Genomic DNA, 25,250 nt, shown 5'->3' with positions numbered 1-25,250 from the left:
TTTCTTTTCCCCCTATTTTCTATCCAAAAATTTTCTTTTAACAACTGTTGCTTTAGTTGGTTTGTTTCTGATAATAACATCAACTTCATCACCTAATGCTACAGCTGATTTATCTACAAATGCGTTTGCTAAACATACGCCAAATGTTGGTGAAAGGTATCCTGTAGTTACTTTACCGATAGTTTTACCATCTTTTTGAACTTCAGCACCTTGTCTTGCAATACGTTTGCTTTGCATTTCGATACCAATAAGTTTCTTGTCGATTCCAGCATCAACTTTTTCTTGAGTTTTAGCTTTACCAACGAAGTCGTCTTTATCCATTTTAACTGCAAATTTCAAGCCAACTTCTAATGGAGATACTTCATCTGCAAGTTCATTTCCATATAAAGGCATTGCTGCTTCGAATCTCAATGTATCTCTACATCCAAGACCACATGGTTTAACACCTAAGTCTTTTCCTTTTTCTAATAATTCATTCCATAAGTCTACAATTGCTTCTGCAGTTGCATAAACTTCGAATCCATCTTCACCAGTATAACCAGTTCTAGAAATTAATACATCATATTCTTTGTATTTAATATCTTTTACAAAATGATAGTATTCAATTTTTGAAAGATCAAATTCAACTAATCTTTGTAATAATTCTTCAGCCTTAGGACCTTGAATAGCGATTTCTGCAACAGAGTCGCTGATGTTTTTAAGTTCAACATCGAACTTATCTACATATTTAGAGATATGTTTGAAGTCCTTTTCAGTGTTGGCTGCGTTAGGAACCATTAAAAAGTCTTCATCGTTATTTTTGTAAACTAATAAGTCATCAACCATTCCACCATCTTCATGTAATAATAAAGAATATTGGATTTGACCATCTGCACATTTAGTGTAATCATTAGTGCAAACATAGTTTATAAATTTTAAAGCGTCTTTGCCTTTTACAGTAAATTCACCCATATGGCTTACATCAAATAAACCAACGTTGTTTCTTACTGCTTCGTGTTCTTGTTGTAATCCTTCATAATCAACTGGTAAATAAAAACCAGCGAAGTCAACAACTTTTCCACCTAATTTTTTGTGTTCCTCATATAGAGGAGTTTTTTTTGTACTCATAAGCATCTCCTTTTACTTATAATCCTTTTCATAACTATTGTACCATAAAAGTTATTAGTATTTGTAACAAAATTTATTAATTCTGATAATAAATAAGCCTGAATTTATAGAAAATTTTTATAAATCATAATAAATTTACACAAATTCAGGCTTTAAATTTTTTCTAGAATAATCCTACAACTGTACCATCATCTAAAACATCACAGTTTTCTGCTGAAGGTACTTTTGGTAAACCTGGCATTGTCATTACAGAACCTAATAGTGCAACAACAAATCCAGCACCTCTTGAGATTTTGAAATCACTTACTGTAATTGTAAATCCAGTTGGAGCTCCGATTAATTTTTTATTATCAGAGAATGAGTATTGAGTCTTAGCCATACATACTGGATAATTGTCTAATCCTAATTCTTTGATTTGTTTTAATTTCTTCTTAGCTTTTGCACTAAATTCTACACCGTCAGCTCTGTAGATTTCTTTTGCAATTTTTTCGATTTTTTCTTTGATTGGTAATTCAAGGTCATATAAGAATTCAAATTCGTTTTCTTCTTTTGTATTTTCAACAACGTATTCTGCTAATTCTTTTGCACCTTCGCCACCTTCTGCCCATACATCACAGAAAATAGCTCTTGTTCCGTCTGCTTCAACCAATTCAGTTAATTTCTTAATTTCAGCATCAGTATCATTTGCAAATCTGTTGATTGCTACTACTACTGGAACTTTGTATTTCTTCATGTTTTCGATATGACGTTTAAGGTTAGCATATCCTTTTTCTAAAGCTTCTACATTTTCAACTTTGTAGTCTTCTGCTTCCCCGTGATGTTTTAAAGCTTTGATTGTAGCTACGATACATACCATGTTTGGATGTAAGTCGTTTCTACATTTGATATCGAAGAATTTTTCTGCTCCTAAGTCAGCACCGAAACCTGCTTCTGTAACAACATAATCCCCAAGCTTTAATCCTAATTTTGTAGCTATTACAGAGTTACATCCGTGTGCAATGTTGGCGAATGGTCCACCATGAATAATTGCTGGAGTGTGTTCTAATGTTTGAACTAAGTTTGGCTTGATAGCTTCTTTCATGATTAATGCTACAGCACCATCAGCTTTAACGTCTTTTGCGTAAACTGGTTTACCTTCTTTATCAAAAGCTATAAGAATGTTTCCAACTCTCTCTTTTAAGTCTTTCAAATCTTTTGCAAGACATAAAATAGCCATGATTTCACTTGCAACAGTTATTTCGAAACCATCTTGACGCATAACTCCGTTACCCTTAGTTCCAACACCTATGATTATATCTCTTAATTCACGTTCGTTCATATCCATACATCTCTTAATTAAGATTTGTTTTGGATCGATGTTTAACGCATTACCTTGGTGAATGTGGTTATCCATCATTGCGCAAATTAAGTTGTTTGCAGTAGTGATTGCGTGGAAGTCACCTGTGAAGTGCATGTTGATTTCATCCATTGGAACTACTTGTGCATATCCACCACCAGCTGCTCCACCTTTCATACCAAAGTTTGGTCCTAAAGATGGTTCTCTTAAAACTGAGATAGCATTTTTGCCAATTTTATTAAGTCCCATTGCCAAACCAACATTCATAGTTGTTTTACCTTCTCCTGTTGGAGTTGGGTTAATACTTGTCATCAAAATTAATTTACCATCTTTTTTGTCTTTGTTTTTTTCAAAAAGATTTAAATCTAATTTTGCCTTATATCTACCATATTGTTCGTAATCTTCTTCTGTTAATCCCATTTTTTCAGCGATAACACTGATTTTTTCTAATTTCGCTTTTTGAGCAATTTCTACATCTGTAGCCATAATCATTACCTCCAAATTTATTTATTAGCTATTATCCTAATAACCACTAAGCTATTTATACCCAACTTTATTCAATAATAACACTAAAAAACGCTTTTTTTAATTTTTTTGATAATTATTATTAATTTAACACATTTTTCAAATAAAAAAATAGAACCAATCAAATTAATGATTGGCTCTGAAGTTTATTATTTAATTTTCGCTGCAATTTCTTTTGCCATTTGTCTTAGACCTTGATCGTCTTCATCTTTCATACGACCTTTAGCTTCTACAACAGTTTCTGTTGTTTCGAATTTTCCTTCTTCAACAAATTGTTTTAGATTTTTGACAGCGCCACCGCTCCATCCGAATGATCCAAAAACAGAAACCACATGATTTTTTAATTTTTGCATTTTCAAAATGTTCAATAAATTATTCATTACTGGATATACAGTGTTGTTATATGTGCAAGATCCTAATACTAATGATTTCTTTTCCCAGCAATTTGAAAGTATATACGATTCATGAGTTTTACTTACATCAAATACTTCGATGTTTCTAACACCTTCGTCTGCCAAATATCTAGCTAATTGATCTGCCATCAATTCTGTATTTCCATACATTGATGCATAAGCTATTACAACTCCTTCATTTACTTCATAAGTTGCCCATTTAGTGTAATCTTCTACAATTCTTGAAGGTTGTTTTCTCCAAATACAACCATGAACAGGACATATTGTTTCAATTTCCAAAGAAGATAATTTGTTAATAGCACGTACAGCCATTTGTGAGTATTTTCCAACGATATTTGTATAATATCTTCTGAATTCTGTTCTTCTTAAATCGTAATCTAATTCGTCATCAAATATTGCTCCGTCATTAGTTCCAAATCCACCGAAAATATCTTGGGAGAATAAAATTTTATTTTCAGCATCGTAACTAACCATTGATTCTGGCCAGTGAACCATTGCTGTTAAATAGAATGTTAGTTTTCTATCTCCTAAATCTAATTCGTCACCTTCTCCAACTTCGATAAAATGGTCAGAATCAATTTCATAATAATCATTTAACATTGATCTTGTTTTCTTGTTTCCTACGATTTTTAAATCTGGATAAAGGTCTAAAATTTGTGGAATTGAACCTGAATGATCTGGTTCTATGTGATGAATTACCAAATAATCTAATTTTCTATCTTTTAAAATAGCTTTAACGCTATCTACAAATTCATCACTTTTGCTGACTTTTACAGTGTCCATCAAGCAAGTTTTTTCGCCTGTAAGTAAGTAAGAATTGTAAGCTACTCCATAAGGCAATGGCCACATGTTTTCAAAATATTCTGTTTGTCTGTCATTTACACCCAAGTAATATAAATTTTCTTGGATTTTAATTGGTTCTGTTCCCATATTTCCTCCTATAAATTAACTAAATTAACGATTATAAATCATTTTCACCATAAGTATCCAAAAAGTTATACTTTTCTCCATTATATTCATACCCAAGAATTCTGGATACATCAACATTTTCACTGGATTTAAATATAGAATTTTCTACATTAGTAAATCCTCTATTCGACAATTCTGCAATCAATAGTTTGATTTGTTTTCTCATAGATCCTTCTGTTTTCTTAGTTACAGAACAAGCACAATCTAATGCTTTTAATCCTGAGTAATTCAACCAACTTTTTACAGATTCTTCTCTAATCAAATACATCGGTCTGATAAGTTCAATTCCTTCAAAGTTATTAGAGTGAAGCTTTGGCATCATAGTTTTATAATTTCCAGAACACAAAACATTCAATAAAATAGTCTCTATAACATCATCAAAATGATGTCCCAACGCCATTTTATTGCAACCAAGCTCTTTTGCTTTGGAATAAAGCGCACCTCTTCTCATTCTCGCACACATATAACATGGATTGTTAGATGAAATCTTCTCGCTAACACTAAATACATCAGTATCATACATGTGATAAGGAATGTTAAGTTTCTCGAAATTTTCCTTCTCAAGTCTTGTGTTTTCTTCGCTATATCCTGGATTCATCGCTATAAATTCAAGGTCAAAATTATTCATTCCGTGTTTTTGAAGTTCTTGGAATAATTTTGCAAGAAGCAGACTATCCTTGCCACCACTCATACATACTGCTATTTTGTCTCCATCTTGAATCAAATCATATTCTTTTATGGCCTTTATAAACTTCGACCAAATGTGTTTTCTATATTTTTTTATAATTGCTCTTTCAACTTCTTGTACAGTTCTTTGCATATATCTCCATTTTTTCTAAATCTACTATGTTACTAGGGCTATATCTTTCAGCTACTTCTAAACTCACAGCTTCTCCAACATCAAGTCCCAAACTCCTCAAATAATCTTCAACAGTACTTAGCGCTTTTCTTGGAGTATTATTCTCCTTACTCAAATGCGCTAATTGAATAACTTCATGATTTCCTCTTAGAATATCTCCTAATAAGTACGCACACGAATCATTGGACAAATGTCCGTGATCCGACAATATTCTTTGTTTTAATGCTGGAGGATAACTCCCGTACTTTAGCATATCAACATCATGATTTGCTTCAATAAAAAAAAGATTCGAATCTTTAATTTCTTCATACACGCTATCTTCGATAATTCCAGTATCAGTAACTAAAGAAATTTTCTTGTCGTCCTTGCTAATCACATAACCACAACTATTTGCGCTATCGTGACTAGTTTTAATCGGTAAAATATCCAAATCTTTGAAATTAATATGTCTATTATTTTCGAAGATATAAATATTTTTATCATTTATCTTTCCAATCTTGCTATCCATTGCATACCAAGTTTCAGTATTTGCGATAATTGGCAAATCGTATCTTCTACTCAACACGCCAATTCCTTTAATGTGGTCTGCGTGTTCATGAGTCACAAAGATTGCATCTAATTTACTTGGGTCTACGTTTATATATTTAAGTAGGTTTTCAATAGTTTTACCACTAAAACCTGCATCGATTAATATTTTGGAGTGTTCTGTCTCTATATATTCGCTATTTCCGCTTGATCCACTTGATAGCGAACAAAATTTAAAACTCATTCAAAATCCTCCTTGTTTACTATTATAATTGATATTGAGTTTTTTTTAAAGTAAAAAAGATAGTTGGCAAATTTTACCAACTATCTTGAAATTTTGTTTTATTTTTCGTAAATATTTTTTGTATTAAAAGATTTCTTATTCTTAAACAAGCTTAATTCTGTAACTGGAACGGTTGATAATTCACCAACTCCTACCACAAATGTTAAAAATATGAACGAAGTTTGTGTCCAAAATATTGTAACATCCACCATACTGTGAATCATAACCATAATTATCATTGCTATAATCATTTTGGTGTATTTTTTTGAATACAGGCTTTTGATTTCTTTGAACAATTGACAGATAATTGGAACCAACAATCCTGCTCCTATCAATCCAAAATTAACCAAAATATCCAAATACAAATTGTGTGAGTGGACAATTGCACGATTTCTTATTGTAGCGTAAATATTGTGTATTCCTAGTGGCCCAACTCCTATTACAAAATTCTTCTTGAAAGCTTCAATAGCACTAATCCAAATAGATTTTCTAAGTCCCATATCAAAACCAATTTTGTCAATTCTTGGAATCAAATCCATTCTTCCAGCGGCAACAATTCCAACAAAACCCAATGCAAATAAAGAAATAATCGCAATAGTATATTTTCTTTTTTTCATCATAATTGTAAGAGCAAACACCGCTATGAAACTAGCAAACATCGCTCCTCTTGAATCTGTGATTAATAAAGTCAAAACGCTTAAAATCCCAACCACAAAAGAAAATAATCTTTCAAATGATTCTGTCGAAAAATATTTGTACGCACTAATTATCCCAACCAAAGAACAAACCATAGCATAATAATTTGCATTGAAAAAGAATGTTCCAACAGTAGTTCTATTCTCGCTGATGTATTTCATAAATTGAGCGTAGTTGAATGAATTGTTCTTCAAAATTATCGAATACTGAGTCAATGTTATCAAAAAACAAAACGATGCAAACAACATTATAATTATCATACAGTCTTCCATAAATTGTTCTGTCATATTTTTCCTGATAAAGAGCACAAATACGAAAAGCACAAACATTCCGACTGTCGCAAGTATTCCATAAGTATTGTTGAACACAATGCTCACTACTAACGAATAAACAGCGAAGATCAATCCAAACACAGACAGATTAGTCTTGTCAAAAATTTCCTTGAATTTATTTTGATATACAAAATAAAACATATCCACTATCAAAACGCCAATTCCGATATAAAACGGCATAAACATTGCAATAGCAGTCAAAAGAATAAATTTTTGATCTGTAGTGTAATCTAATATTCTATTGTAAAAACTTTTCATATTTCACCTCTCATTCGTATCATTACTTATATAATATCAAAAATCCGTTATAATATACGTTTTTTGACAAATCGTAACTATTGACGATGACAAGATATTTTATCAAAAATTTGAGAATTTTGCAATATTTACAATAAAAAATAAGAGATAACCAAAAGCTATCTCTCAAAAATCTAAAATTTATTTATTGCCGATTGTTTCTACCATAACTGCTTTGATAGTGTGCATTCTGTTTTCAGCTTCATCAAATACTTTTGAATATTTGCTGTAGAATACTTCATCAGTTACTTCCATTTCTGACAGTCCAAATTTTTCGTGGATTTCACGACCAACTTTAGTTTCTAAGTTGTGGAAAGATGGTAAGCAGTGTAAGAAGATTACGTTAGGATTTTCAGTCATTTCGATTTTCTTCATATCTACTTGGTAATCTTTAAGTAAGTTGATTCTTTCTTCGAATTGATCTTCTTCACCCATTGATACCCAAACGTCAGTGTAGATTACATCTGCACCTTTTAGGCTATTGAAATCATCTGTAACTGTGATTTTAGCACCAGATTCTTTGGCAATTTCTTGGATAGAGTTCATCATTTCGTTTGATGGATGTAATTCTTTTGGTGCAAGATTTACAAATTCCATACCTAATTTAGCAGCTCCAATCATTAAAGAGTTTGCCATGTTGTTTCTACCATCACCAACATAAACGAATTTAACTTGGTCTAAATTTTTGTGGATGTTTTCTTTTACAGTTAAAAAGTCTGCTAAGATTTGTGTTGGATGATAAATATCAGTTAAACCATTCCAAACTGGAACTGAAGAATATTTTGCTAATTCTTCTACAGTTGCATGGTCAAATCCTCTAAATTCGATACCATCGTAGAATCTTGATAATACTAAAGCAGAGTCTCTTACAGATTCTTTCTTACCAAATTGGCTATCATTCATACCTAAGAATGTTACATTACCGCCTTCATCATAACAAGCAGTTTCAAATGAACATCTTGTTCTAGTAGAAGTTTTTTCAAATAACAAAACAATGTTTTTGCCTTTTAAAGTTTCTCCTACAATACCCATTCTTTTCTTTTCTTTTAATGCAGCACTTACATTTAGTAAATGTTCGATTTCTTCTTTAGTGAAATCTTTTAAAGTTAAAAAATCTCTTCCTTTTAACATAATTACATCTCCCTTTCAAATGGCATACTCATACATCTTGGACCCCCACGTCCTCTAGATAATTCGCCTGATTTAATAGTTCTTATATTTACATCAGCTTCTTGTAGCAAGCTGTTTGTAACATTGTTTCTGTCGTAAACAATAACAGTATTTGGTGCAATCGCCAAAGTATTTGAACCGTCATTCCATTGTTCACGCATTTGATCGATTGGGTTTGTTCCACCACATCTTATAATTTTGACATTATCAACGTGTAAATTTGTTGATAAAATATCTTCTAATGAACCTTTTTGAACTTCTCTTTGTAAAGTATTATCTTCAAGATACAATTTTTCAACATACAAAGGTCCTTCGATTAGTGGGTGAACCGTAAAAATTCCCTTATCAATCATTGTAAACACAGTGTCCAAGTGCATAAATTCTCTTTTGTTAGGAATTTTGAAAGACAAAACAAATTTGAAATCTGATTTTTCTAATAAATTCTTAGCGAATTTGTCCACACTTTCTTTTTGTGTTCTTTGAGAAATACCAACAGCTACACATTCGCTGTTCAAAATTAAAATATCTCCGCCTTCGATAGAAGTGTCTTCTGTTCTATCGTAAATCTTTTCAATATCGTTGAATCTAGAATTATAAGTGAAAATATATTTTGCATAAAGCGTTTCCCTATTTCTAGTTTCTGACCACATTCTGTTGATACTTACACAATTTCCCACAAAAGAAAATGGGTCTCTTGTGAAATACAAGTTAGGCATTGGATTAACAGCTAAAAGTCTTCCGCTTTCGTCGTTAATACCGATTTCATCCAATCTAACTCCTGCCATAGTTTTAAGTATCAATTCTTTCTCATCTGAAATATTTGTAAGTAAATCTCTTAGTAAATTGATTTCATCTGCGGATTTATTTCCCGATTCTTCTAGGAAATCTTCGATAAATTGTTTTCTAACGTCATCTTGTTTAATAGATTCTGCAGCCAAATCTTCTAGGTATAATACTTCAATACCTTCATTACGCATAGTTTCACAGAAAAAATCATGTTCTCTGATAGCATTTTCCAAGTAAGGAAGTTCGTCAAACAATAACTCTTCCATAAAATCAGGAGTCAAATTGTTTAATTCTTCTCCCGGTCTGTGAACTATTACAGATTTTAACTTATCAATCTCAGAGTAAATATTTGGTTTCAATATGTTGCCTCCTTAACTGATTTCCACATAAAATTATAACACATTTGTGAGAAAATTTAACACAAAAATATCGAAATTTTTTTAATATTAAAATATTTTTTGAAATATGTTAAAATTTTATATAAAATGAGGTGAAAAATGATAAAAAGAATTGCAAAAGAAAATGATATAGCAGAAATAATGGAAATTGTTGAAAATGCCAAAATATATATGAAAGAAAACAAAATAAATCAATGGAGCGAAAATTATCCCAATGAAGATGTGTTCTTGGCTGATTTGAAAGAAAATAGATTATACGTAGCAGAGATTAAAGGAAAAGTTGTAGGAATGGCTGTGTTGGTTTTGGATGGAGATGCGGATTATAAAAACATTGATGGAAAATGGCTATCTGATGGAAAATACGGAGTAATTCATAGAATCGCAGTAAACCCAGATTACAAATCGCAAAATGTAGCCAAAAATCTGTTGGATTTTTTTGAAAATAAATTAAAAGAACTAAACTACGATTCAATTAGAGTGGACACTCACAAAGACAACAAATCCATGCTAAGATTTATTGAGAAAAACGGATTTCAAAAATGTGGGATAATTTATATAAGAAAAACAGACGAGAGAATAGCATTCGAAAAACTACTGAAATAAAAAAAATAGCAAACCATTTGTATGAGGATTGTCCTTAAGTTGGTTTGCTATTTTTTAGTTACACGTAAAGATGTAAATCTTTTATTCTTTATAAATGACATTCATAAATTAAAGCATCTTCGTCAGGTTCTTCGTAATAATTTTCAACCATATCCATTTTTTTAAAGTTCATATCTTCAAAAACTTTTTGCATTTTAAAATTAGATTTTCTAGTCTCAGCTTTTATTCTTTTGAGCTTATTTATTGAAGCTATTTTAATTGATTCTTTTAACAATTCATGTGCTATTCCTTGATTTCTGTGTTCAGGATGAGTTGCAATGCTAAATATTTTAAGAAAATCTTTCTCAGAACACCAATTGTAAAGGCATATTAATCCAATTATTTTTCCATTTTCTTCATAACAAAGGTAAATCGTTCTTTTGTCATTTAAAACATCAATTATTTGTTCTCTTGACCAAGCTTCAAATGAAAAACACAAATTTTCAAATTCCACTATCTCATCAATCCTGTCAATTCCTATTTGTACAATCAATTTTATCACTCTCTTATAGTAGCCCTAAGTAGGTTTGCTATTTTTTATTATATGTTCAATTTTAAGTATCAATTTCTGCAAAAAACAAAGTATTAGTTTTTGTATCGTAGACTGCTAATATAAAATTTACGGATGAACGTTTTAAAATATTTTGACTCTTGTCTTCTTGTCTGTCAATCAACATATAATAACCTTCCGAAATTTCTGGAAAAAGCGATCTGGAATAATGATCTGTCACATAAGATGATGTTTTTTCATCTCCATACATCAAAGTTTTCGTTGTTTTATCCAACGGAAATTTCTTCCAGTTACTATCCGATTTTATCTGATTCAATGTATCGTTGCTATCAAATTCAAATGTTATAAATCTTGTTCCATCCCCCATTGCTCCATGATCATCGTATTTCATGATTTGATTTGCTTTAACTAATTTTAAGTTAAGTTCATTAGACTCTCTTGATTTGTCACTTTGCGCACAACTTACCATTAATAGTGAAATGATAATCGCAAATAACAAATATCCAATTTTTTTCATAATAAACTCCTTTCAAGATTATTATACAACAAACCTAATGCACAAAAATCTACAAAATTTTAAAGATTTGCACTAAAAAAGCACTTCTATTAAAAGTGCTATTTGAATATTATTCTTTTTTGAATGTTGTAGCTTACTATAAACATCAAAGCTTCAGTTATGATTTTTGCCACAAAAACTTTAATTCCTAAACCTGACAAAATTTTCAACACAATAGTATTCAAAGCTAGTATGAACACTACTAACGTCACGTATTTGATGTATTTTTTTAGGATTTTATCTTTATTTTTGAACACATATTTGTTATTCACATAAAAGTTAAACGTGCTTGACAATGCCCTTGCTATTATATTGGACAGCACCAAACTTTGTACGTCTAATTTGTAAACTAACAATAAAAAAGTAAAATAATCCACCAAAAAACTCAAATAACTTGACGCAGAAAATTTCAGTATGCTTTTGTAGATTTTGACTGAATCTTTTAGTGCATTAAAATGACTTGTTTCATTATTTTCTATATAAATAGTTTCGATAGGAACTTGCATTATGCTTTCAGAATCGAATTCGTAAAGCATATTCATTTCGTATTCGTATCTTTCGCCTTCGATTCTTATCATTTTATCAAGATTAGACGTATTAAAAGCTCTGAGTCCCGTTTGCGTGTCCTTGATGTATTTTGATGAACTAGAATAAAATACAAATCTTGTGATTGTATTGCCAAGCAGAGATTTAAGAGGGATTCCTCTTTTCAAATCTCTAACTCCCAGTATCAACTTATCCTTGTTTTTCTCAGAGTAATCTATTAATTTCAGAATATCTTCAACCAAGTGTTGTCCATCTGCATCACTTGTAACCACAGTCCCTGACGCTTGTTGTGCTTTCAAATATTTGAATGCAGTTTTAAGTGCAGCCCCTTTTCCCATATTTGTTTGATGCTCAAGAAGAACTATATTATTAAGTTTTGAAAAATCATATTCGCACGGACCGTCTTTAACCACAATTATATTGAGGTGGTTTTTGTTTAAATTTTCCACCAATTTTGTTAGTTTTTCATCTGGTTTGTACGCTGGTATTACAACGTAATTCATAATTCTCCTATCGTTTTTTATTCGCCATCTTCTGGTTCGTAATGAACTATGGATACAAATTTGCCGTTTTTATCTTGAATTTTTCTGATTCTTTTGTTAAATTCTAACCTCGTAAGCCACACTATTTTATCGCAACCCAAGCATTTTAATTTAATATCTGCTCCGGTTCTTAAAATCTCCCATTTGTTTTCACCACATGGGTGACCTTTTTTTAGTGTTACAATATCATTTACTTTATATTTCATCTTCATCACCTGCTACAAAATAACAATTCAAATCCATTGATTTTGATTTGGCTTTTTCTATGAATTTTTTGATAATTTCTCTTTGATACAAGTATTGAGATTCTGGTTTACAACTACCCCAAATCGTAATAGTCATGGAGTTTTTGTCCATTTTTGTAACGCCTATTAGTTCTGGTTTTTTTACAATATCTGAATACTCATCTACCAATTCATTAGAAATTTCATCTATGATCTCAGTATATTGATCCAAACTGTACTTGATTGGAACTTCCATTTTAACTTCAATTCTTTGGTTTTCTTTGGATAAATTTGTCACCGTGTTGATTTGACCGTTACTAATCATATGAATAGCCCCGTCAAATCCTCTTATTTTTGTAACTCTAAGTCCCAATTCTTCAACATTACCTTCAATCCCATTTATAATCACATGATCTGTGACTTTGAATTGATTTTCAAGAATTAATGCGAGACCACTGATTACATCTCTTATTATAAATTGTGCACCAAAACCAATAGCAACCCCACCAATTCCAGCAGTAGCCAGTATTTTGTCTGTTCGTATGCCGAATAAATCGAGAACAGTAATTGCACAGAAAAAATAAATTATATATTTGATGGTATTGTTCAACAGTTTGGTAACTGTGATTTGTCTGCCTTCAACAGATTTTCCCTTTTTCATTAATAATTTATTAAAGCTTTTAGTTAAAATGCTTACGACGATTTGCGTAAGCACGATAATTAGTAGGGATAATAAAATCTTGGCCAACAAATTTAGTTGACCAGCAGAATTATAAAATATTTGGTTGAATTTTTCAATATTAAATAGCATGAATTATTCTTTTACCTCATTTACAAAAATTACTCCATCTACTTTAAGATACGACCATATCTTAGCGATTGGAAGTTCTTTTTTCAATGCAATCATCTCATCTTTTTTATCTGGATCCAACATAATAGCTAATCCACAGCTTTCAGAAATTTCCCTTGGAGTAGGGATAGTTTTAATATCATATCCCATACTCACAAGTTTACTTTCTGTCATCATTGTAAAATTAACTGATGTAAAAGTTAGTAATATCTTTTCCATTATCTAATAATTACATTTCTGTCAGCTTTTGATAAAGTATCGTAAATCACATACATGTTAGTAACTTCGCCTATCAAAAGTTTTTCTTTTCTATCGTAGAAGTCCAAGCAAGCGCCACAAGTCATAATCTTTGCACCCTTTTCTTCGATTTTCTTTAAATCGTCGATAACTTCTGAGCCTTCAGTTGTCAAATGTATTCCGTAGTTGAAGAATAATAATGTACTAGGTACTTCGTCAGCTTCTGCTACAGAATAAATGTATGATTTAATAAGTGATTTGCCTAATTTTTCATCTCCATCACCCATTTTATCGCTTGAGAATGCTAAAACTAAATTACCGTTAGTTTCTTCAACCTTCTTTTCTGCTCCCTTTTCTTTTACAATAGTAGTTTCAAAGCCATAATCTGTTTCTACATAACTAAATTCGAAACCTTGACCATTTGCGTATTTTTGTAAATTTTCAACACAGTACATGTCGTCAACTTGTGTCTTAACTGTACCTTCTTCTAATTCATCAAATACATTTTTTGTCATAATAATTGGTCTTGGACAAACTTGTCCTCTTGCATCTACAATTTCCATAATTACCTAATCCTTTCTATTCTGTTATTAAATACTAAATAAAAATCATCTTCTCCTGTTATTGATTTAAGATCCGATGCTTTATATTCCACTAGTTTGGAATCCTCAAACATAAAATACCCATTTTGGTTATATAATATGCAGTTTTTATCATTAGAATATATTTTAAGTGAATCATCTATTTTAGATTGGCTCACCAATTTCAAATCCTTATCGTATATTAAAAGTTCTCCTGTTTTTGTAATTACATATACGTTTTTATCTGAAATCCCAACATCTTTTGTCCCGTCGAATGATTTCGATTTTGTAATTTTAGCTTTGTCAAAAACTTTGATATATCCATCAAACACTACGATTAATTTGCCCTCAACATATTTCATTCTAAAAATCGGCTTATCGATGAAAATATTTTTGTAAACGAGTCCCTTGTCATCGTACATGTAAATCTTTGAAAAAATTCTTCCGTCACGCTTTCCTATCGTGCTAAAAGCATAATTTGATTTATCCGACGCTATCAAGCTAGATACTTCGTCTTTCATATCAAAGCTTTCCAAAATTTTCATATTATTAACAATTGAAAATTCATTTTGTGTATCGACAATAATATGGTCTTTGTTTGCAAAAATATAAGAAATATCAGACTTAAAAGATAGCTTCGAATTCACCTTTCCTTTTGTATTATATTGCAACAAATCCTTTTTATCAATCAAATAAAGAAATTTTCCATCAAAATAATAAGGCTTTTTGTCGTCGTAATCTTGTTTTAGAATTAAGTTTTCATTTTGGTACATCAAAATCTTGTTATCGTAGTGAGTTACTACGTAATTCTTCTTCAATACGGTGCTATTTCCAGTGTTAATATTGTATACATTTTTTTTAGAAAACATCATCACTGCTAAGACGCATACAAGAAGAGCAACTATTGCTAGAAGAATATAGTTTAAGTTTTCCTTTATTTTATTCATTTTTTTCTCCAAAAACTTCAAGAACTTTCATTCTGGTATCGTATAGTTGTTCATCTTTTACTAAAACAGTGACGATATCTCCTGTTTTCAGTACACTATCTCCATTTGGAACGTATTTTTCGCCATTTGAATCCACTTCTGCAATTAAAGCATCTTTTGGAAATTCAATATCTTTGATTTTTTTATTGGAAACACAATTTTCATATCCAAGTTTTATATCAAACATAGTGAATTTGTCATTAACGCCTTTCCCAACAACTCTTTTGTTCAACATTCTCTTCAATAAAATATCGTAAATTGGTTCGAAATTTAATGCCATGCATATAAAATATGCCATGATTGAACAAAATGCCAACCCCAATAAATGAGTCATATTTCCATTCAATTCTAATACCAATACAACACTTAAAAGAGGGCTTCTAACAACAGCTGTCAAAACACAAACCATCGCAAGGACTACAAAATTTGACAAATAAACATCTTGTACAACGCCGAAAGCACTCATCAAATTAAAATAAAATAATCCAGTAATTCCACCTAGAACCAAAACTGGCAAGAAAATTCCGCCTTGAGTTCCAGTTGCATAAGATGTCGATGTCATAAACATTTTGAATAACAAAAGTATTATTAAAAGCAAAAATGAATGGTAATTATGTGTTGCCATGTTTTCTATAAATGAATGTCCGCCACCTAAAATATCTTTGTAGAATAATCCAACTACAGATACAAACGCAAAAAATATTGCTATTTTCAAATCTTGTTCAAGCTTAATCTTCGCAAATACATCTTGGAAAAACGTGATTGAATAATTAAATAGTTTCCCAACGGCGCAGCAAAGTATAATCATCGGAATAATCAATAAATAGTATTTTGTTGGCAGTGCATAGGTCATTCCAAACGAAAACACTGGTTTGATTTTGAAAACCCAAACTGCAATAACATCTGCAATAACCGCTGCTGCAAAACTTATTGCAACTACTTTTTTTGAAAAAGATTTGTGAAGTTCTTCCAATATGAAAACAAGACCTGAAATTGGTGCTGAAAAAGCAGCTGAAAGACCTGCCGCAGCTCCTGCAGTTAAATACAATTTCTCATCCGTTTTGCTTTTTCCAAATTTTTCTGATAGCCACTTAGCACTACTAGCTCCCAATTGAATTGAAGGGCCTTCTCTTCCCAAAGAAAGTCCCACTAATGAGGCAATTGCTCCTCCTACAATTTTGGAAACAGTAACTCTGAAACTATTTTGGTTAAATGCTCCGATAAGTTCTCCTTGAACTTGAGGAATACCACTACCACCAGAAAGTGGAGCCCATTTAAGTAATTTGCTAACCACAATTCCTAGGACAAATGATACTGCGATTATTAAAATAGCTCTTGGAAAGCTGTTGTTGGAATAAACGGCATTTCTAACCACTTCTAATTTACTTAACAAATATCTGTAAAAGACAGCCAGTCCTCCTGAAAATACTCCGATGGATAAACTTCCTAAGAAAAGCGACATAGAAGAGCCTATTTTAAACTTTTTTTTCATTAAATAATCACGCTTTCTAAAAATTCTCTAAATCTGTCGATATTATATGTAACTGAAATGTACGTTTCAATTCCCTCTCCTTCAATCAAATTATTTTCTTCATCAATTTTTAAATTTGTTTGTGCATAAATAAAATGATCTTTTTTGGAATATGCGTACAACAAGAACAAATCTTCAATTAGTTTTTCTGATGATTCATCAAACATTTCATTCAAAATATCAGTGTAATCATTTTTGTTAAATGTGTCATTTGTAATCATAAACACACTTTTACCATTTAATACATTCAAATCGCTGTTGTCTGATTTTACGTATTTATCGTACATGAAAATATCATCTAATGATTCAAGAGTCTCAGTGTTTTCTGTAAAAAATTCTGACAAATATTTCATGTTAGAGAAATTAAGCAAATCAATATTTTTAAAATCACCTAAAAATCTTGATAATACGACATCATTTTCACACATAAAATCTTTCAAAAATACAACTTCTACATCCCAATCCAAATTATCCATCAAATCTAGAACGTTATTATTTACATCAGATTCTATTGTGATTAAAGATATTTCAAAAATTTCTATATTATTCAAAATTACGAGTAAATCCATAGCTTGTGTACTAGATTCAAAATTCACCCACAATTTTTTATAGTCTTTTTTATTAAAATTTTCCATATTTTACATTTATCTCCATAATTTCTATATAATTAACATATATACTGTAATTAGTGGATAACCACTTATGTGTATTTTATTATATCAAAACACATAATATTTTAAAAATTAAATGGAGGAAAATATGGATTACAATTTAATTAACACAGAGTTATCTCAATTGTTGAGAGAAACTTATCGTAAAACAGACGCTTTATTGGCACCAATTTCAGATAAATACGGATTAACTATTATGAAAGTTAAAACTTTATTTGAATTAGGCAAAAATGATGATTTGACTATCGGTGATATCGGAGTTTTAGTTGGTATGGCTGGTGGAAACATCTCTAACTTGTGTAAAGCACTAGAAAAAGAAGGATATGTTTCAAGAAAAAGATCTGAAAAAGACGAAAGAATTGTTACTGTTCGTTTGACAGAAAAAGGAAAGAAAATCATCAACAATATCGTTGAAGAAATTTCTGAAAAATACAAAAAACAAATTAAATTAACTAACGAAGAATACAATAGTATTATCAAAAGTTTGAATTTATTAAACGAAAAATTAAATGTTGAATTAATGTAGTGGCACAATATGAAAGAAAACAAGCAAAATAAGAAGAAGATAATAATTTATTATCTTATAGCTATAGTTCTTTATGCTGTGGTCGCCGGCTTGCTTTTCCCTACTTTTTCAAAAACAAAAGAAGAAGAAGTACCTTACAATAAATTTATCGAAATGCTCGATAAAGGAGAAGTTAAAGAGGTAAAAATATTAGACACTCATATCAATTTCAAAGCAAAAGATAAAAACAACGTCATTTACAAAGCGGGTTTGATTAGAGACGAAAAATTAGTCGATCGTTTATTGGAAAGCAAAGTCCAATTTTCAAGCGACATTCCTAGTAAATATGCACCACTTTTATCAATTTTCTTGCAATTTATCTTGCCATTTATAATAATATTTGGATTCTTGCAATTAGCAATGAGCCAAGCTACTAAGAAAATGGGAGGCAACGCATTACAATTTGGTAAGAGCAACGCAAAAATTTACGTTGAAAGTCAAACTGGCAAGAAATTTACAGATGTTGCTGGTCAAGAAGAAGCTAAGGATGCTTTGTTGGAAGTTGTCGACTTCTTACACGATCCAAAAAGATACAACGAAATCGGTGCTGTTTTGCCAAAGGGTGTTTTATTAGTAGGCCCTCCTGGAACTGGTAAGACTTTGCTTGCACAAGCTGTTGCTGGTGAGGCAAAAGTTCCATTCTTTTCAATGAGTGGTTCAGAATTCGTTGAAATGTTTGTCGGATTAGGTGCTAGTAAAGTTCGTGATTTGTTCAAACAAGCAGCAGAAAAAGCTCCTTGTATTGTATTCATCGACGAAATCGATGCTATCGGTAAGAGACGTGATACTGCTGGAATTTCTGGTAACGACGAAAGAGAACAAACTCTTAACCAATTATTAAATGAAATGGACGGTTTCAGTGGGAATTCAGGAGTTGTTATACTAGCTGCTACTAATAGACCTGAAATTTTAGACCCAGCACTTACTAGACCTGGTAGATTTGACAGACAAATTCCTGTTGAACTTCCAGATTTACAAGGACGTATCGATATTCTTAAAGTTCACGCGCGTAAAATCAAAATCGAAAAAGATTTGGATTACAAGGCAGTCGCTTTGATGACAGCAGGTACAAGTGGCGCTCAATTGGCAAATATAGTAAATGAAGCTGCACTAAGAGCTGTTAGAATGGGAAGAAATATCGTAACACAAGAAGATTTGATAGAATCTGTTGAAGTTGTAATAGCTGGTCAACAAAGAAAAGGCACAGTTATAACTCCAAAAGAAAAAGAACTTATAGCTTATCACGAAGTTGGACACGCATTAGTTGCTGCAATGCAATCACATTCCGCTCCAGTTACTAAGATTACAATTATTCCTAGAACAAGCGGTGCGTTGGGCTATACAATGCAAGTAGATCAAGAAGAAAAATTCCTCATGAACAAAGACGAACTATTTAACATGATAGTTACATTAACAGGAGGAAGAAGTGCAGAAGAAGTTGTGTTTAATACAAGAACTACTGGAGCTTCAAATGATATAGAAAAAGCTACAAAAATTGCTCGTGCGATGGTCACTCAGTACGGTATGACTGACGAATTCGACATGATGAGTTTGGAAACTACAAACTCAAAATATCTTGGCGGTGGCAATACTTTAGCTGCAAGCGATCATAAAGCAGGTCAAATAGATAATAAAGTAGAATCTATAATAAAAGCTGCTCACGAAAAAGCTAGAAATATTTTAACTGAAAACATCGATAAACTTCACGAAATTTCAAAATTCTTACTAGAAAAAGAAACTATCACAGGCGAAGAATTCATGGAAATTCTTAATCTTGAAGATGAAAAGAAGCCTGAAATAGATGAAAACACAGTGAAAAAAGAAGAAGTAGACGATACTACAGTTAGCGATTTATAAAAACAAAAACATTCTCTATTTTGAGTTTTGCTCAATATTAGAGAATGTTTTTTGATTGTCATTTATAAAGTTTCTATTTTTTCTGTAATATTTTCCAAATAATTTGTTTCAACTTCACTTATTTTTCCAGTTTCAGTTAATTTTGAAATCTCTGGATTAATTGGAAGTTTGCAAACTGTATCGATATTTTCTTCTTGTGCAATTTTATCAACAGTGCTTGTTCCGAAAACTTCGATGTGTTTTCCACAGTCAGGGCATTCCAAGTAGCTCATATTTTCAACTAATCCTATGACTTTTTTGCCCATCATTTTCGCCATGTGCAATGCTTTTTTTACAATTATTTCAACAAGCCCTGATGGAGACATTGCTACAACAATTCCTTTAATTGGAATTGATTGGAATACTGTCAATGGAACATCACCAGTTCCTGGTGGCATATCCACAAACAAATAATCTAAATCTCCCCAATTTACATCTTGATAAAATTGTTTAACAACGCCCGCGATTACAGGCCCTCTCCAAATTACTGCATCATCGTCTTTTGGAAGCATCAAATTCATTGAGATAACTTTGATTCCATTAGATGTCGTAACTGGGTTGATGTAACCCTCAGCGTCAGCTGTCGCCTTTTCAGTTAATCCAAAATATTTCGGAATAGATGGTCCAGTAATATCACCATCCATGATACCAACTTTATATCCTTTTTTTGCCATTTCGTTTGCCAATAGACAAGTGACAAGGCTTTTTCCTACTCCACCTTTACCACTTACTATTCCGACGATGTTTTTTATATTACTTCCTGTATTTGATTCGATCAAAAAATTAGGAACTTTTCTTTCTGTCATAATTTCACCCCATTAAAAATTATACCTAAATATTCTCACATAATTTATTAATGTGTCAAGTTTTTGAAGAAATTCTTAATTTTGTCGAATAAATTTATTCTTTTACTATCATTATTATCTTGGTTTATAGTATTATTGCATTTTGAGTTAATAACTCTGTTATCATCATTAACTTCTGATTTTTGTTTTTCAGAATTTTCTTTTGCAATATTTATCAATATTTCTTGCGCATTCTTATTCTCAGTATTTTCAACTCTTGAGTATGATTTGTCCGGATTTAATTTTCTGATTTTAGTATCATCATCAAACATTATATCCATGAAATTCAATATTCTGTGCTTAATAAAATCATCGTAAATTGGAACTGCAACTTCAACTCTTTTTCTAATATTTCTAGTCATGAAGTCTGCCGATGAAATGTATAGTTTGCAATTTTCAGCCTTACCAAATTGATAAATTCTATGATGTTCCAAAAACCTTCCTACTACTTGATAAACATTGATATTCTCAGTTTTATCTTTTATACCTGGAACCAAACAACAAATTCCTCTCACCATCAAATCAATCTTTACGCCCTTACAAGATGCTTTCGATAGTTTATCGATTAATTTTCTGTCTGAAATGGAATTCATTTTGATTCTAATATAACCATCATCAGAAACCTTAGCTTTCTCTATTTGCTCATCGATTAATTTTTCTAGTCCAACTTGCATAGAATGAGGACTAACCATCAAATGTTTGTACTCACCATTCAAATTTCCTAACAAAAAATTATCGAAAAGCGCCTTAGCATCTTCCCCAATTTCGTCTCTAGTCGTCATATACGAAAAATCCGTGTATAGCTTTGCTGTTTTTTCGTTATAATTTCCTGTTCCAATTTGTGTTATATAAGAAATTTTTTCATCTTTTATCTTAGTAATCAGACAAACCTTAGAATGGCACTTGTAATGGTCAAATCCATAAATAATTCTACAACCAGCATTTTCTAACCTAGATGACCACAAAATATTATTTTCTTCGTCAAATCTCGCTCTCAATTCCATAAGAACCACAACCTCTTTGCCGTTTTCAGCAGCTTTAATTAGAGCTTTTGTGATTTCAGAATTTTTTGCCAACCTGTAAATCGTAATCTTAATTGAAACTACTGACTCATCTTCAGAAGCTTCATTCAAAAGTCTTATAAATGGGTCAATTGATTCGTAAGGAAAAGAAAGAAACAAATCCTTATCGTATACTTGCTCTATGACCGATTTTTCTTTTGATATCATAGAAGAATCTTGTGGAGAAAATTCTTCATAAGTATATTTTTGAATTACATCCTTTGGCATATCGTATACCAAATCAAACAAAAATCCACATCTCATTGGACTTTTTGTGACAAACATACGATGTTGTGTCAAATTCAAGTTTTTCAACAAAAAATCCTTAGTATCATCATTAGGAAATTCATTAATTTCGAGTCTCACAGGCCTCAATCTTTTTCTGAGTTTTATCATCTTTTTCATATAAGATCTGTAATCATCGTCTAATTCTAAATCTTCATCATCATATTCGATGTCAGCATTTCTTGTTACAGACAAAATGTATTTTGATTGACATTCATAATTATCGAATATTTCTTGACCAAATTCCCTTATGATATCCTCAATTAGAACAACTTTAGTGTCAGATAGTTTAAAGTACCTTTTAATTTTATCTGGAATTTGGATCAATCCCATAAATTGTTTTTTGCTCTTAGATTGAGAAGTCAGTTGAAACAAAACTACAATAGCTAAATTAGGAATTTGAGGAAATGGATGAACCCTGTCTACTATCTGAAAGCTCAATATAGGAGCAATCGTAGAATTAAAGTAATAATAAACAAGCCTTTTTTCTTTATAATCCAGATCATCTACTTTACAAATATTTACATTTTCTTTTTGTAAATCTTTTTTTAAATCTTCATAAACAGAATCTTTTTTCTCATATAACTTTTTAGATTCATCCATGATACAATCTAATTGCTCTTGTGCATTCATCAAAGTCTTATTGTCAATAACTTTCTTTTTCATATCGTTGATATCAGTAAGACTACCCACTCTAACCATGAAAAACTCTTCAAAATTAGTATCAAATATTGAGAAAAACTTCAACCTTTCAAATAATTCCACATTCTTTTCCGATGCTTCCTCAAGAACTCTTTCGTTAAATTTCAACCACGATAGTTCCCTATTTTGCGTAAACGAAATATCGTACATTTTATCCCCTTCCTAAAATTTTATGATAAACAAAACCTTCCCTAACTCCAGTCATGCTAATTCTAATAATATCTGCATAAAAATATTTAGAAATTCTATACAAAATAATCATTCCTGGAATTAATGTGTGAACCCTATCCGCCTTAACCTTTAAAATAAGTTTCATTTTTTCTCTATCAGGCATACTCATGAGTGTATTAATCAATTTTTTTAGTCCATCCATAGTAATAATCACATTACCAGACTCTTTATCATAAATTTCATTGTATAATTTCAAACAAGCACGAGCTGTTCCTCCGACCGCACACACGATATCGTGTTGTACTCTGTTAAGATTATTAGATGCAAGCATTAATTTAATATCATCTTCTAACAATTTCTTCTCATCATTTGTCATAAACAAATTTTTTGAAAAATTATCGAATGCTACAAGCGATCCGATATTTAAACTTGAAGTTCTAACAACTTTTCCTTGTTCGAAAACTACGATTTCGCTACTTCCTCCTCCTATATCAGTAAGAATTCCACTTTTTGAATCAATTCCCGCACCTAAAAAAGATAACTTAGCCTCTTCTTCTCCACTTATTAGCTCAATATCCATTCCAACTTCTGTTCGTACCCTCTCAATTATCTCTCGTCTATTAGAAGAATTTCTAATTGATGCCGTAGCAATTGCAAAGGTTTTTGAAATATCTTCGAAATTTGATATTAAATTCTTGAATTCATTTAAAGTATTGATTAGTTTTTGAATGCCGTGCTCATTCATGACACCTTTTTCAATGAACGATGCTAAAGATGCTGTGGACTTTTCATTAAAAAGATTTTTGACAGAATCTTTAATCACCTTATATACTGATAATCTTATTGTATTTGAACCTATATCTATGACTGCATAAATCATTAATAACACCTCTTTACTTAATTTTACTATATATTATCTGTTTTTCTAAGTGTTTTACAATAAATTATCAAATTGCTTACATTAATTTTGCAAATTATATAATGATTTTTACAATCTATGTTTAAAATTGCAAAACCGAGGGTATAAATAACACTGTAAGAAATTATGATTAACAAGGAGGTATTATATATGGGAATTTTTTCATGGATTATAGTAGGAGCATTAGCAGGATGGATAGCTTCAAAAATAACTGGTAATGATGCAAGTATGGGAGCAGGTGCTAACATTCTTTGCGGTATTGTCGGAGCTACAATTGGTGGCTGGGTAATGAGCATTATCGGAAAAAGCGGAGTAAATGGATTCAACCTTTACAGCATTTTAGTTGCAATTTTAGGTTCAGTAATATTATTATCTATTATTAATGCTATAAAAAAGAAAAAATAAATTGAATTTTCTGTAGTATGTCAGTTTTGGCATACTACTTTTTTGTTTCCTTTAATACAGTAATTATAATAATTATCTGCTTGATATTTGAAAATTCTTGTATCATTGTTAACTATGTAAAAATTTGACAAATTTAAATTATCATATTATAATTTAACAATATGATATATGGAGAGTTGTCCGAGTTGGCCGAAGGAGCATGATTGGAAATCATGTAAACATTCACGTGTTTCAAGGGTTCGAATCCCTTACTCTCCGCCACGCACTAGATGGGGAATTAGCGATGCCCTGTAACCTGCAATCGCTACAGCAGGATTGAATTCCCGAGCGCGGGATTAAAAGTGTTGGTATGAACTTAAAAAGTGGTGTTGAGAAGTGGGTCTCACGCAACAGGAACCTGTGAACCTGGTCAGGATCGGAAGGTAGCAGCCATAAGCAGTTATTTCTGTGTGATGTGAGGGTGCCTATTTTGAGCTAACTATTAGGAATCGCCTCCGCTTTTTCTAACAGACTCGGGTGTGCTTACATATTTACCAGATTTATCTGGTAATTTTTTTGCATTTTTTTAATACAATTCACTTTTTAATTTTCTTGTTTAATTTTCAAGTTTTGAATACTTACTTTTTAAATTCCCATTTATTTTCTAATATTCCAGATCAAATTCTTATCATTTTACACAAAAAGACTACATTTATTCTTCAATAGAATTTTAGGAAAATAAAAAACACCACTTTGACCTGAACCCGTAAACACGGAATAATTTAATAATATTTTAAGCGGAATGTAATCTGTACATAACAGGGGACATTCCGTTTAATTTTGTTTTAA

Annotated in this window: 25 protein-coding genes, 1 tRNA gene and 1 other RNA gene; 6 read left to right on the top strand and 21 right to left on the bottom strand. The window is 31.2% G+C overall.

What is annotated here, in order from left to right; genetic code table 11:
- Nucleotides 1-12: 12 nt before the first annotated feature.
- From gcvT to DES33_RS07050, 8 genes are all read right to left on the bottom strand, one after another.
- Nucleotides 13-1,113 carry a glycine cleavage system aminomethyltransferase GcvT gene (gene gcvT / locus DES33_RS07085; protein WP_094205414.1) on the bottom strand — a complete coding sequence of 367 codons (1,101 nt, stop codon included), beginning with the start codon at nt 1,111-1,113 and terminating at the stop codon, nt 13-15.
- A 157-nt stretch (nt 1,114-1,270) separates the two neighbouring features.
- Nucleotides 1,271-2,935, bottom strand: a complete 1,665-nt coding sequence (locus DES33_RS07080) for a formate--tetrahydrofolate ligase (RefSeq protein WP_265334468.1) — start codon at nt 2,933-2,935, stop codon at nt 1,271-1,273.
- A 182-nt stretch (nt 2,936-3,117) separates the two neighbouring features.
- Nucleotides 3,118-4,311, bottom strand: a complete 1,194-nt coding sequence (locus tag DES33_RS07075; protein WP_094224480.1) for an FprA family A-type flavoprotein — start codon at nt 4,309-4,311, stop codon at nt 3,118-3,120.
- Nucleotides 4,312-4,342: 31 nt separating this feature from the next.
- Nucleotides 4,343-5,170, bottom strand: a complete 828-nt coding sequence (locus DES33_RS07070) for a tRNA 2-thiocytidine biosynthesis TtcA family protein (RefSeq protein WP_094224479.1) — start codon at nt 5,168-5,170, stop codon at nt 4,343-4,345.
- The gene (locus tag DES33_RS07065) at nt 5,145-5,978 is read right to left on the bottom strand and encodes an MBL fold metallo-hydrolase (RefSeq protein ID WP_094208390.1); all 834 of its coding nucleotides are present in this window, start codon (nt 5,976-5,978) and stop codon (nt 5,145-5,147) included. Before DES33_RS07065 ends, DES33_RS07070 begins: the two co-directional genes overlap by 26 nt.
- Before the next feature lie 98 nt (nt 5,979-6,076).
- Nucleotides 6,077-7,303: an O-antigen ligase family protein gene (locus DES33_RS07060; RefSeq protein ID WP_110058515.1), complete on the bottom strand. Its 1,227-nt coding sequence runs from the start codon at nt 7,301-7,303 to the stop codon at nt 6,077-6,079.
- 180 nt (nt 7,304-7,483) lie between these two features.
- A complete protein-coding gene (gene argF, locus DES33_RS07055) occupies nt 7,484-8,473 on the bottom strand; it encodes an ornithine carbamoyltransferase (RefSeq protein ID WP_094223285.1) in 990 nt (329 codons plus the stop codon).
- Nucleotides 8,474-8,475: 2 nt separating this feature from the next.
- Nucleotides 8,476-9,657 (bottom strand): arginine deiminase, encoded by a 1,182-nt coding sequence (locus DES33_RS07050; RefSeq protein WP_110058514.1) that lies wholly within the window; start codon nt 9,655-9,657, stop codon nt 8,476-8,478.
- 138 nt (nt 9,658-9,795) lie between these two features.
- Between DES33_RS07050 and DES33_RS07045 the strand changes: the two genes are divergently transcribed.
- Nucleotides 9,796-10,299: a GNAT family N-acetyltransferase gene (locus tag DES33_RS07045; protein WP_110058513.1), complete on the top strand. Its 504-nt coding sequence runs from the start codon at nt 9,796-9,798 to the stop codon at nt 10,297-10,299.
- Nucleotides 10,300-10,387: 88 nt separating this feature from the next.
- On the opposite strand, the gene DES33_RS07040 is transcribed toward DES33_RS07045, so the two are convergent.
- The 10 genes from DES33_RS07040 to DES33_RS06995 form a co-directional block, all read right to left on the bottom strand.
- Nucleotides 10,388-10,840 carry a GNAT family N-acetyltransferase gene (locus DES33_RS07040; RefSeq protein WP_110058512.1) on the bottom strand — a complete coding sequence of 151 codons (453 nt, stop codon included), beginning with the start codon at nt 10,838-10,840 and terminating at the stop codon, nt 10,388-10,390.
- Between the two features lie 52 nt (nt 10,841-10,892).
- Nucleotides 10,893-11,366, bottom strand: a complete 474-nt coding sequence (locus DES33_RS07035; protein WP_110058511.1) for a hypothetical protein — start codon at nt 11,364-11,366, stop codon at nt 10,893-10,895.
- Nucleotides 11,367-11,464: 98 nt separating this feature from the next.
- Nucleotides 11,465-12,454 (bottom strand): bifunctional glycosyltransferase family 2/GtrA family protein, encoded by a 990-nt coding sequence (locus tag DES33_RS07030; protein WP_110058510.1) that lies wholly within the window; start codon nt 12,452-12,454, stop codon nt 11,465-11,467.
- 17 nt (nt 12,455-12,471) lie between these two features.
- Nucleotides 12,472-12,699 carry a DUF951 domain-containing protein gene (locus DES33_RS07025; RefSeq protein ID WP_392433915.1) on the bottom strand — a complete coding sequence of 76 codons (228 nt, stop codon included), beginning with the start codon at nt 12,697-12,699 and terminating at the stop codon, nt 12,472-12,474.
- Nucleotides 12,689-13,528, bottom strand: coding sequence for a mechanosensitive ion channel family protein (locus DES33_RS07020; RefSeq protein WP_110058509.1), 840 nt, complete (start codon nt 13,526-13,528; stop codon nt 12,689-12,691). The genes DES33_RS07025 and DES33_RS07020 overlap by 11 nt, the downstream gene beginning before the upstream one ends.
- A 3-nt stretch (nt 13,529-13,531) precedes the next feature.
- Nucleotides 13,532-13,786, bottom strand: a complete 255-nt coding sequence (locus tag DES33_RS07015; protein ID WP_002835422.1) for a putative Se/S carrier protein — start codon at nt 13,784-13,786, stop codon at nt 13,532-13,534.
- Entirely contained in the window at nt 13,786-14,367 is a 582-nt protein-coding gene (gene yedF, locus DES33_RS07010) for a sulfurtransferase-like selenium metabolism protein YedF (protein WP_094208381.1), read from the bottom strand. The genes DES33_RS07015 and yedF overlap by 1 nt, the downstream gene beginning before the upstream one ends.
- 2 nt (nt 14,368-14,369) lie before the next feature.
- Nucleotides 14,370-15,332: a hypothetical protein gene (locus tag DES33_RS07005; protein ID WP_110058508.1), complete on the bottom strand. Its 963-nt coding sequence runs from the start codon at nt 15,330-15,332 to the stop codon at nt 14,370-14,372.
- On the bottom strand, nt 15,325-16,863 hold the full coding sequence (locus tag DES33_RS07000) for a chloride channel protein (protein WP_227930576.1): 1,539 nt from the start codon (nt 16,861-16,863) through the stop codon (nt 15,325-15,327). The genes DES33_RS07005 and DES33_RS07000 overlap by 8 nt, the downstream gene beginning before the upstream one ends.
- Nucleotides 16,863-17,537 carry a hypothetical protein gene (locus DES33_RS06995; RefSeq protein ID WP_110058507.1) on the bottom strand — a complete coding sequence of 225 codons (675 nt, stop codon included), beginning with the start codon at nt 17,535-17,537 and terminating at the stop codon, nt 16,863-16,865. Before DES33_RS06995 ends, DES33_RS07000 begins: the two co-directional genes overlap by 1 nt.
- Before the next feature lie 124 nt (nt 17,538-17,661).
- On the opposite strand from DES33_RS06995, the gene DES33_RS06990 reads away from it, so the two are divergent.
- Together DES33_RS06990 and ftsH are read left to right on the top strand one after the other, a co-directional pair.
- Entirely contained in the window at nt 17,662-18,099 is a 438-nt protein-coding gene (locus DES33_RS06990; protein WP_035109253.1) for a MarR family winged helix-turn-helix transcriptional regulator, read from the top strand.
- Nucleotides 18,100-18,108: 9 nt separating this feature from the next.
- Complete coding sequence (gene ftsH, locus DES33_RS06985) at nt 18,109-19,995, top strand: ATP-dependent zinc metalloprotease FtsH (RefSeq protein WP_094224468.1); 1,887 nt, start codon at nt 18,109-18,111, stop codon at nt 19,993-19,995.
- A gap of 62 nt (nt 19,996-20,057) precedes the next feature.
- On the opposite strand, the gene DES33_RS06980 is transcribed toward ftsH, so the two are convergent.
- The 3 genes from DES33_RS06980 to DES33_RS06970 are packed head-to-tail and all read right to left on the bottom strand — an operon-like array spanning nt 20,058 to nt 23,978.
- Nucleotides 20,058-20,840 (bottom strand): Mrp/NBP35 family ATP-binding protein, encoded by a 783-nt coding sequence (locus DES33_RS06980; protein ID WP_110058506.1) that lies wholly within the window; start codon nt 20,838-20,840, stop codon nt 20,058-20,060.
- 47 nt (nt 20,841-20,887) lie between these two features.
- Entirely contained in the window at nt 20,888-23,077 is a 2,190-nt protein-coding gene (locus tag DES33_RS06975; protein ID WP_110058505.1) for an RNA degradosome polyphosphate kinase, read from the bottom strand.
- 1 nt (nt 23,078) lies between these two features.
- A complete protein-coding gene (locus DES33_RS06970) occupies nt 23,079-23,978 on the bottom strand; it encodes a Ppx/GppA phosphatase family protein (RefSeq protein WP_110058504.1) in 900 nt (299 codons plus the stop codon).
- Nucleotides 23,979-24,167: 189 nt separating this feature from the next.
- On the opposite strand from DES33_RS06970, the gene DES33_RS06965 reads away from it, so the two are divergent.
- The 3 genes from DES33_RS06965 to ffs all read left to right on the top strand — a co-directional run bounded on the left by DES33_RS06965 (nt 24,168) and on the right by ffs (nt 24,946).
- Nucleotides 24,168-24,422 carry a GlsB/YeaQ/YmgE family stress response membrane protein gene (locus DES33_RS06965; protein WP_110058503.1) on the top strand — a complete coding sequence of 85 codons (255 nt, stop codon included), beginning with the start codon at nt 24,168-24,170 and terminating at the stop codon, nt 24,420-24,422.
- Nucleotides 24,423-24,592: 170 nt separating this feature from the next.
- Nucleotides 24,593-24,683: transfer RNA gene (locus DES33_RS06960), tRNA-Ser, on the top strand.
- Nucleotides 24,683-24,946: signal recognition particle sRNA large type (ffs, locus tag DES33_RS06955), an RNA gene on the top strand. The genes DES33_RS06960 and ffs overlap by 1 nt, the downstream gene beginning before the upstream one ends.
- Nucleotides 24,947-25,250: the final 304 nt, after the last annotated feature.

Origin of the sequence: Finegoldia magna, assembly GCF_003182075.1 — a bacterium.
GTDB lineage: Bacteria > Bacillota > Clostridia > Tissierellales > Peptoniphilaceae > Finegoldia > Finegoldia magna.
Note: the sequence above shows the minus strand (reverse complement) of the source record. Positions and strands in the feature narration are given on the sequence as shown.

Excerpts from the sequence above, each read along its gene's own strand:
- DES33_RS06995 (WP_110058507.1), bottom strand. The coding sequence starts at position 17,537 with ATGGAAAATTTTAATAAAAAAGACTATAAAAAATTGTGGGTGAATTTT.
- DES33_RS07035 (WP_110058511.1), bottom strand. The coding sequence starts at position 11,366 with ATGAAAAAAATTGGATATTTGTTATTTGCGATTATCATTTCACTATTA.
- DES33_RS07045 (WP_110058513.1), top strand. The coding sequence starts at position 9,796 with ATGATAAAAAGAATTGCAAAAGAAAATGATATAGCAGAAATAATGGAA.
- gcvT (WP_094205414.1), bottom strand. The coding sequence starts at position 1,113 with ATGCTTATGAGTACAAAAAAAACTCCTCTATATGAGGAACACAAAAAA.
- DES33_RS07020 (WP_110058509.1), bottom strand. The coding sequence starts at position 13,528 with ATGCTATTTAATATTGAAAAATTCAACCAAATATTTTATAATTCTGCT.
- DES33_RS06975 (WP_110058505.1), bottom strand. The coding sequence starts at position 23,077 with ATGTACGATATTTCGTTTACGCAAAATAGGGAACTATCGTGGTTGAAA.
- DES33_RS07005 (WP_110058508.1), bottom strand. The coding sequence starts at position 15,332 with ATGAATAAAATAAAGGAAAACTTAAACTATATTCTTCTAGCAATAGTT.
- DES33_RS07075 (WP_094224480.1), bottom strand. The coding sequence starts at position 4,311 with ATGGGAACAGAACCAATTAAAATCCAAGAAAATTTATATTACTTGGGT.
- ftsH (WP_094224468.1), top strand. The coding sequence starts at position 18,109 with ATGAAAGAAAACAAGCAAAATAAGAAGAAGATAATAATTTATTATCTT.
- DES33_RS07070 (WP_094224479.1), bottom strand. The coding sequence starts at position 5,170 with ATGCAAAGAACTGTACAAGAAGTTGAAAGAGCAATTATAAAAAAATAT.
- DES33_RS07025 (WP_392433915.1), bottom strand. The coding sequence starts at position 12,699 with ATGAAATATAAAGTAAATGATATTGTAACACTAAAAAAAGGTCACCCA.
- DES33_RS06965 (WP_110058503.1), top strand. The coding sequence starts at position 24,168 with ATGGGAATTTTTTCATGGATTATAGTAGGAGCATTAGCAGGATGGATA.
- DES33_RS07015 (WP_002835422.1), bottom strand. The coding sequence starts at position 13,786 with ATGGAAAAGATATTACTAACTTTTACATCAGTTAATTTTACAATGATG.
- DES33_RS06970 (WP_110058504.1), bottom strand. The coding sequence starts at position 23,978 with ATGATTTATGCAGTCATAGATATAGGTTCAAATACAATAAGATTATCA.
- DES33_RS06990 (WP_035109253.1), top strand. The coding sequence starts at position 17,662 with ATGGATTACAATTTAATTAACACAGAGTTATCTCAATTGTTGAGAGAA.
- DES33_RS07030 (WP_110058510.1), bottom strand. The coding sequence starts at position 12,454 with ATGAATTACGTTGTAATACCAGCGTACAAACCAGATGAAAAACTAACA.
- DES33_RS07065 (WP_094208390.1), bottom strand. The coding sequence starts at position 5,978 with ATGAGTTTTAAATTTTGTTCGCTATCAAGTGGATCAAGCGGAAATAGC.
- yedF (WP_094208381.1), bottom strand. The coding sequence starts at position 14,367 with ATGGAAATTGTAGATGCAAGAGGACAAGTTTGTCCAAGACCAATTATT.
- DES33_RS07080 (WP_265334468.1), bottom strand. The coding sequence starts at position 2,935 with ATGATTATGGCTACAGATGTAGAAATTGCTCAAAAAGCGAAATTAGAA.
- argF (WP_094223285.1), bottom strand. The coding sequence starts at position 8,473 with ATGTTAAAAGGAAGAGATTTTTTAACTTTAAAAGATTTCACTAAAGAA.
- DES33_RS06980 (WP_110058506.1), bottom strand. The coding sequence starts at position 20,840 with ATGACAGAAAGAAAAGTTCCTAATTTTTTGATCGAATCAAATACAGGA.
- DES33_RS07060 (WP_110058515.1), bottom strand. The coding sequence starts at position 7,303 with ATGAAAAGTTTTTACAATAGAATATTAGATTACACTACAGATCAAAAA.
- DES33_RS07000 (WP_227930576.1), bottom strand. The coding sequence starts at position 16,863 with ATGAAAAAAAAGTTTAAAATAGGCTCTTCTATGTCGCTTTTCTTAGGA.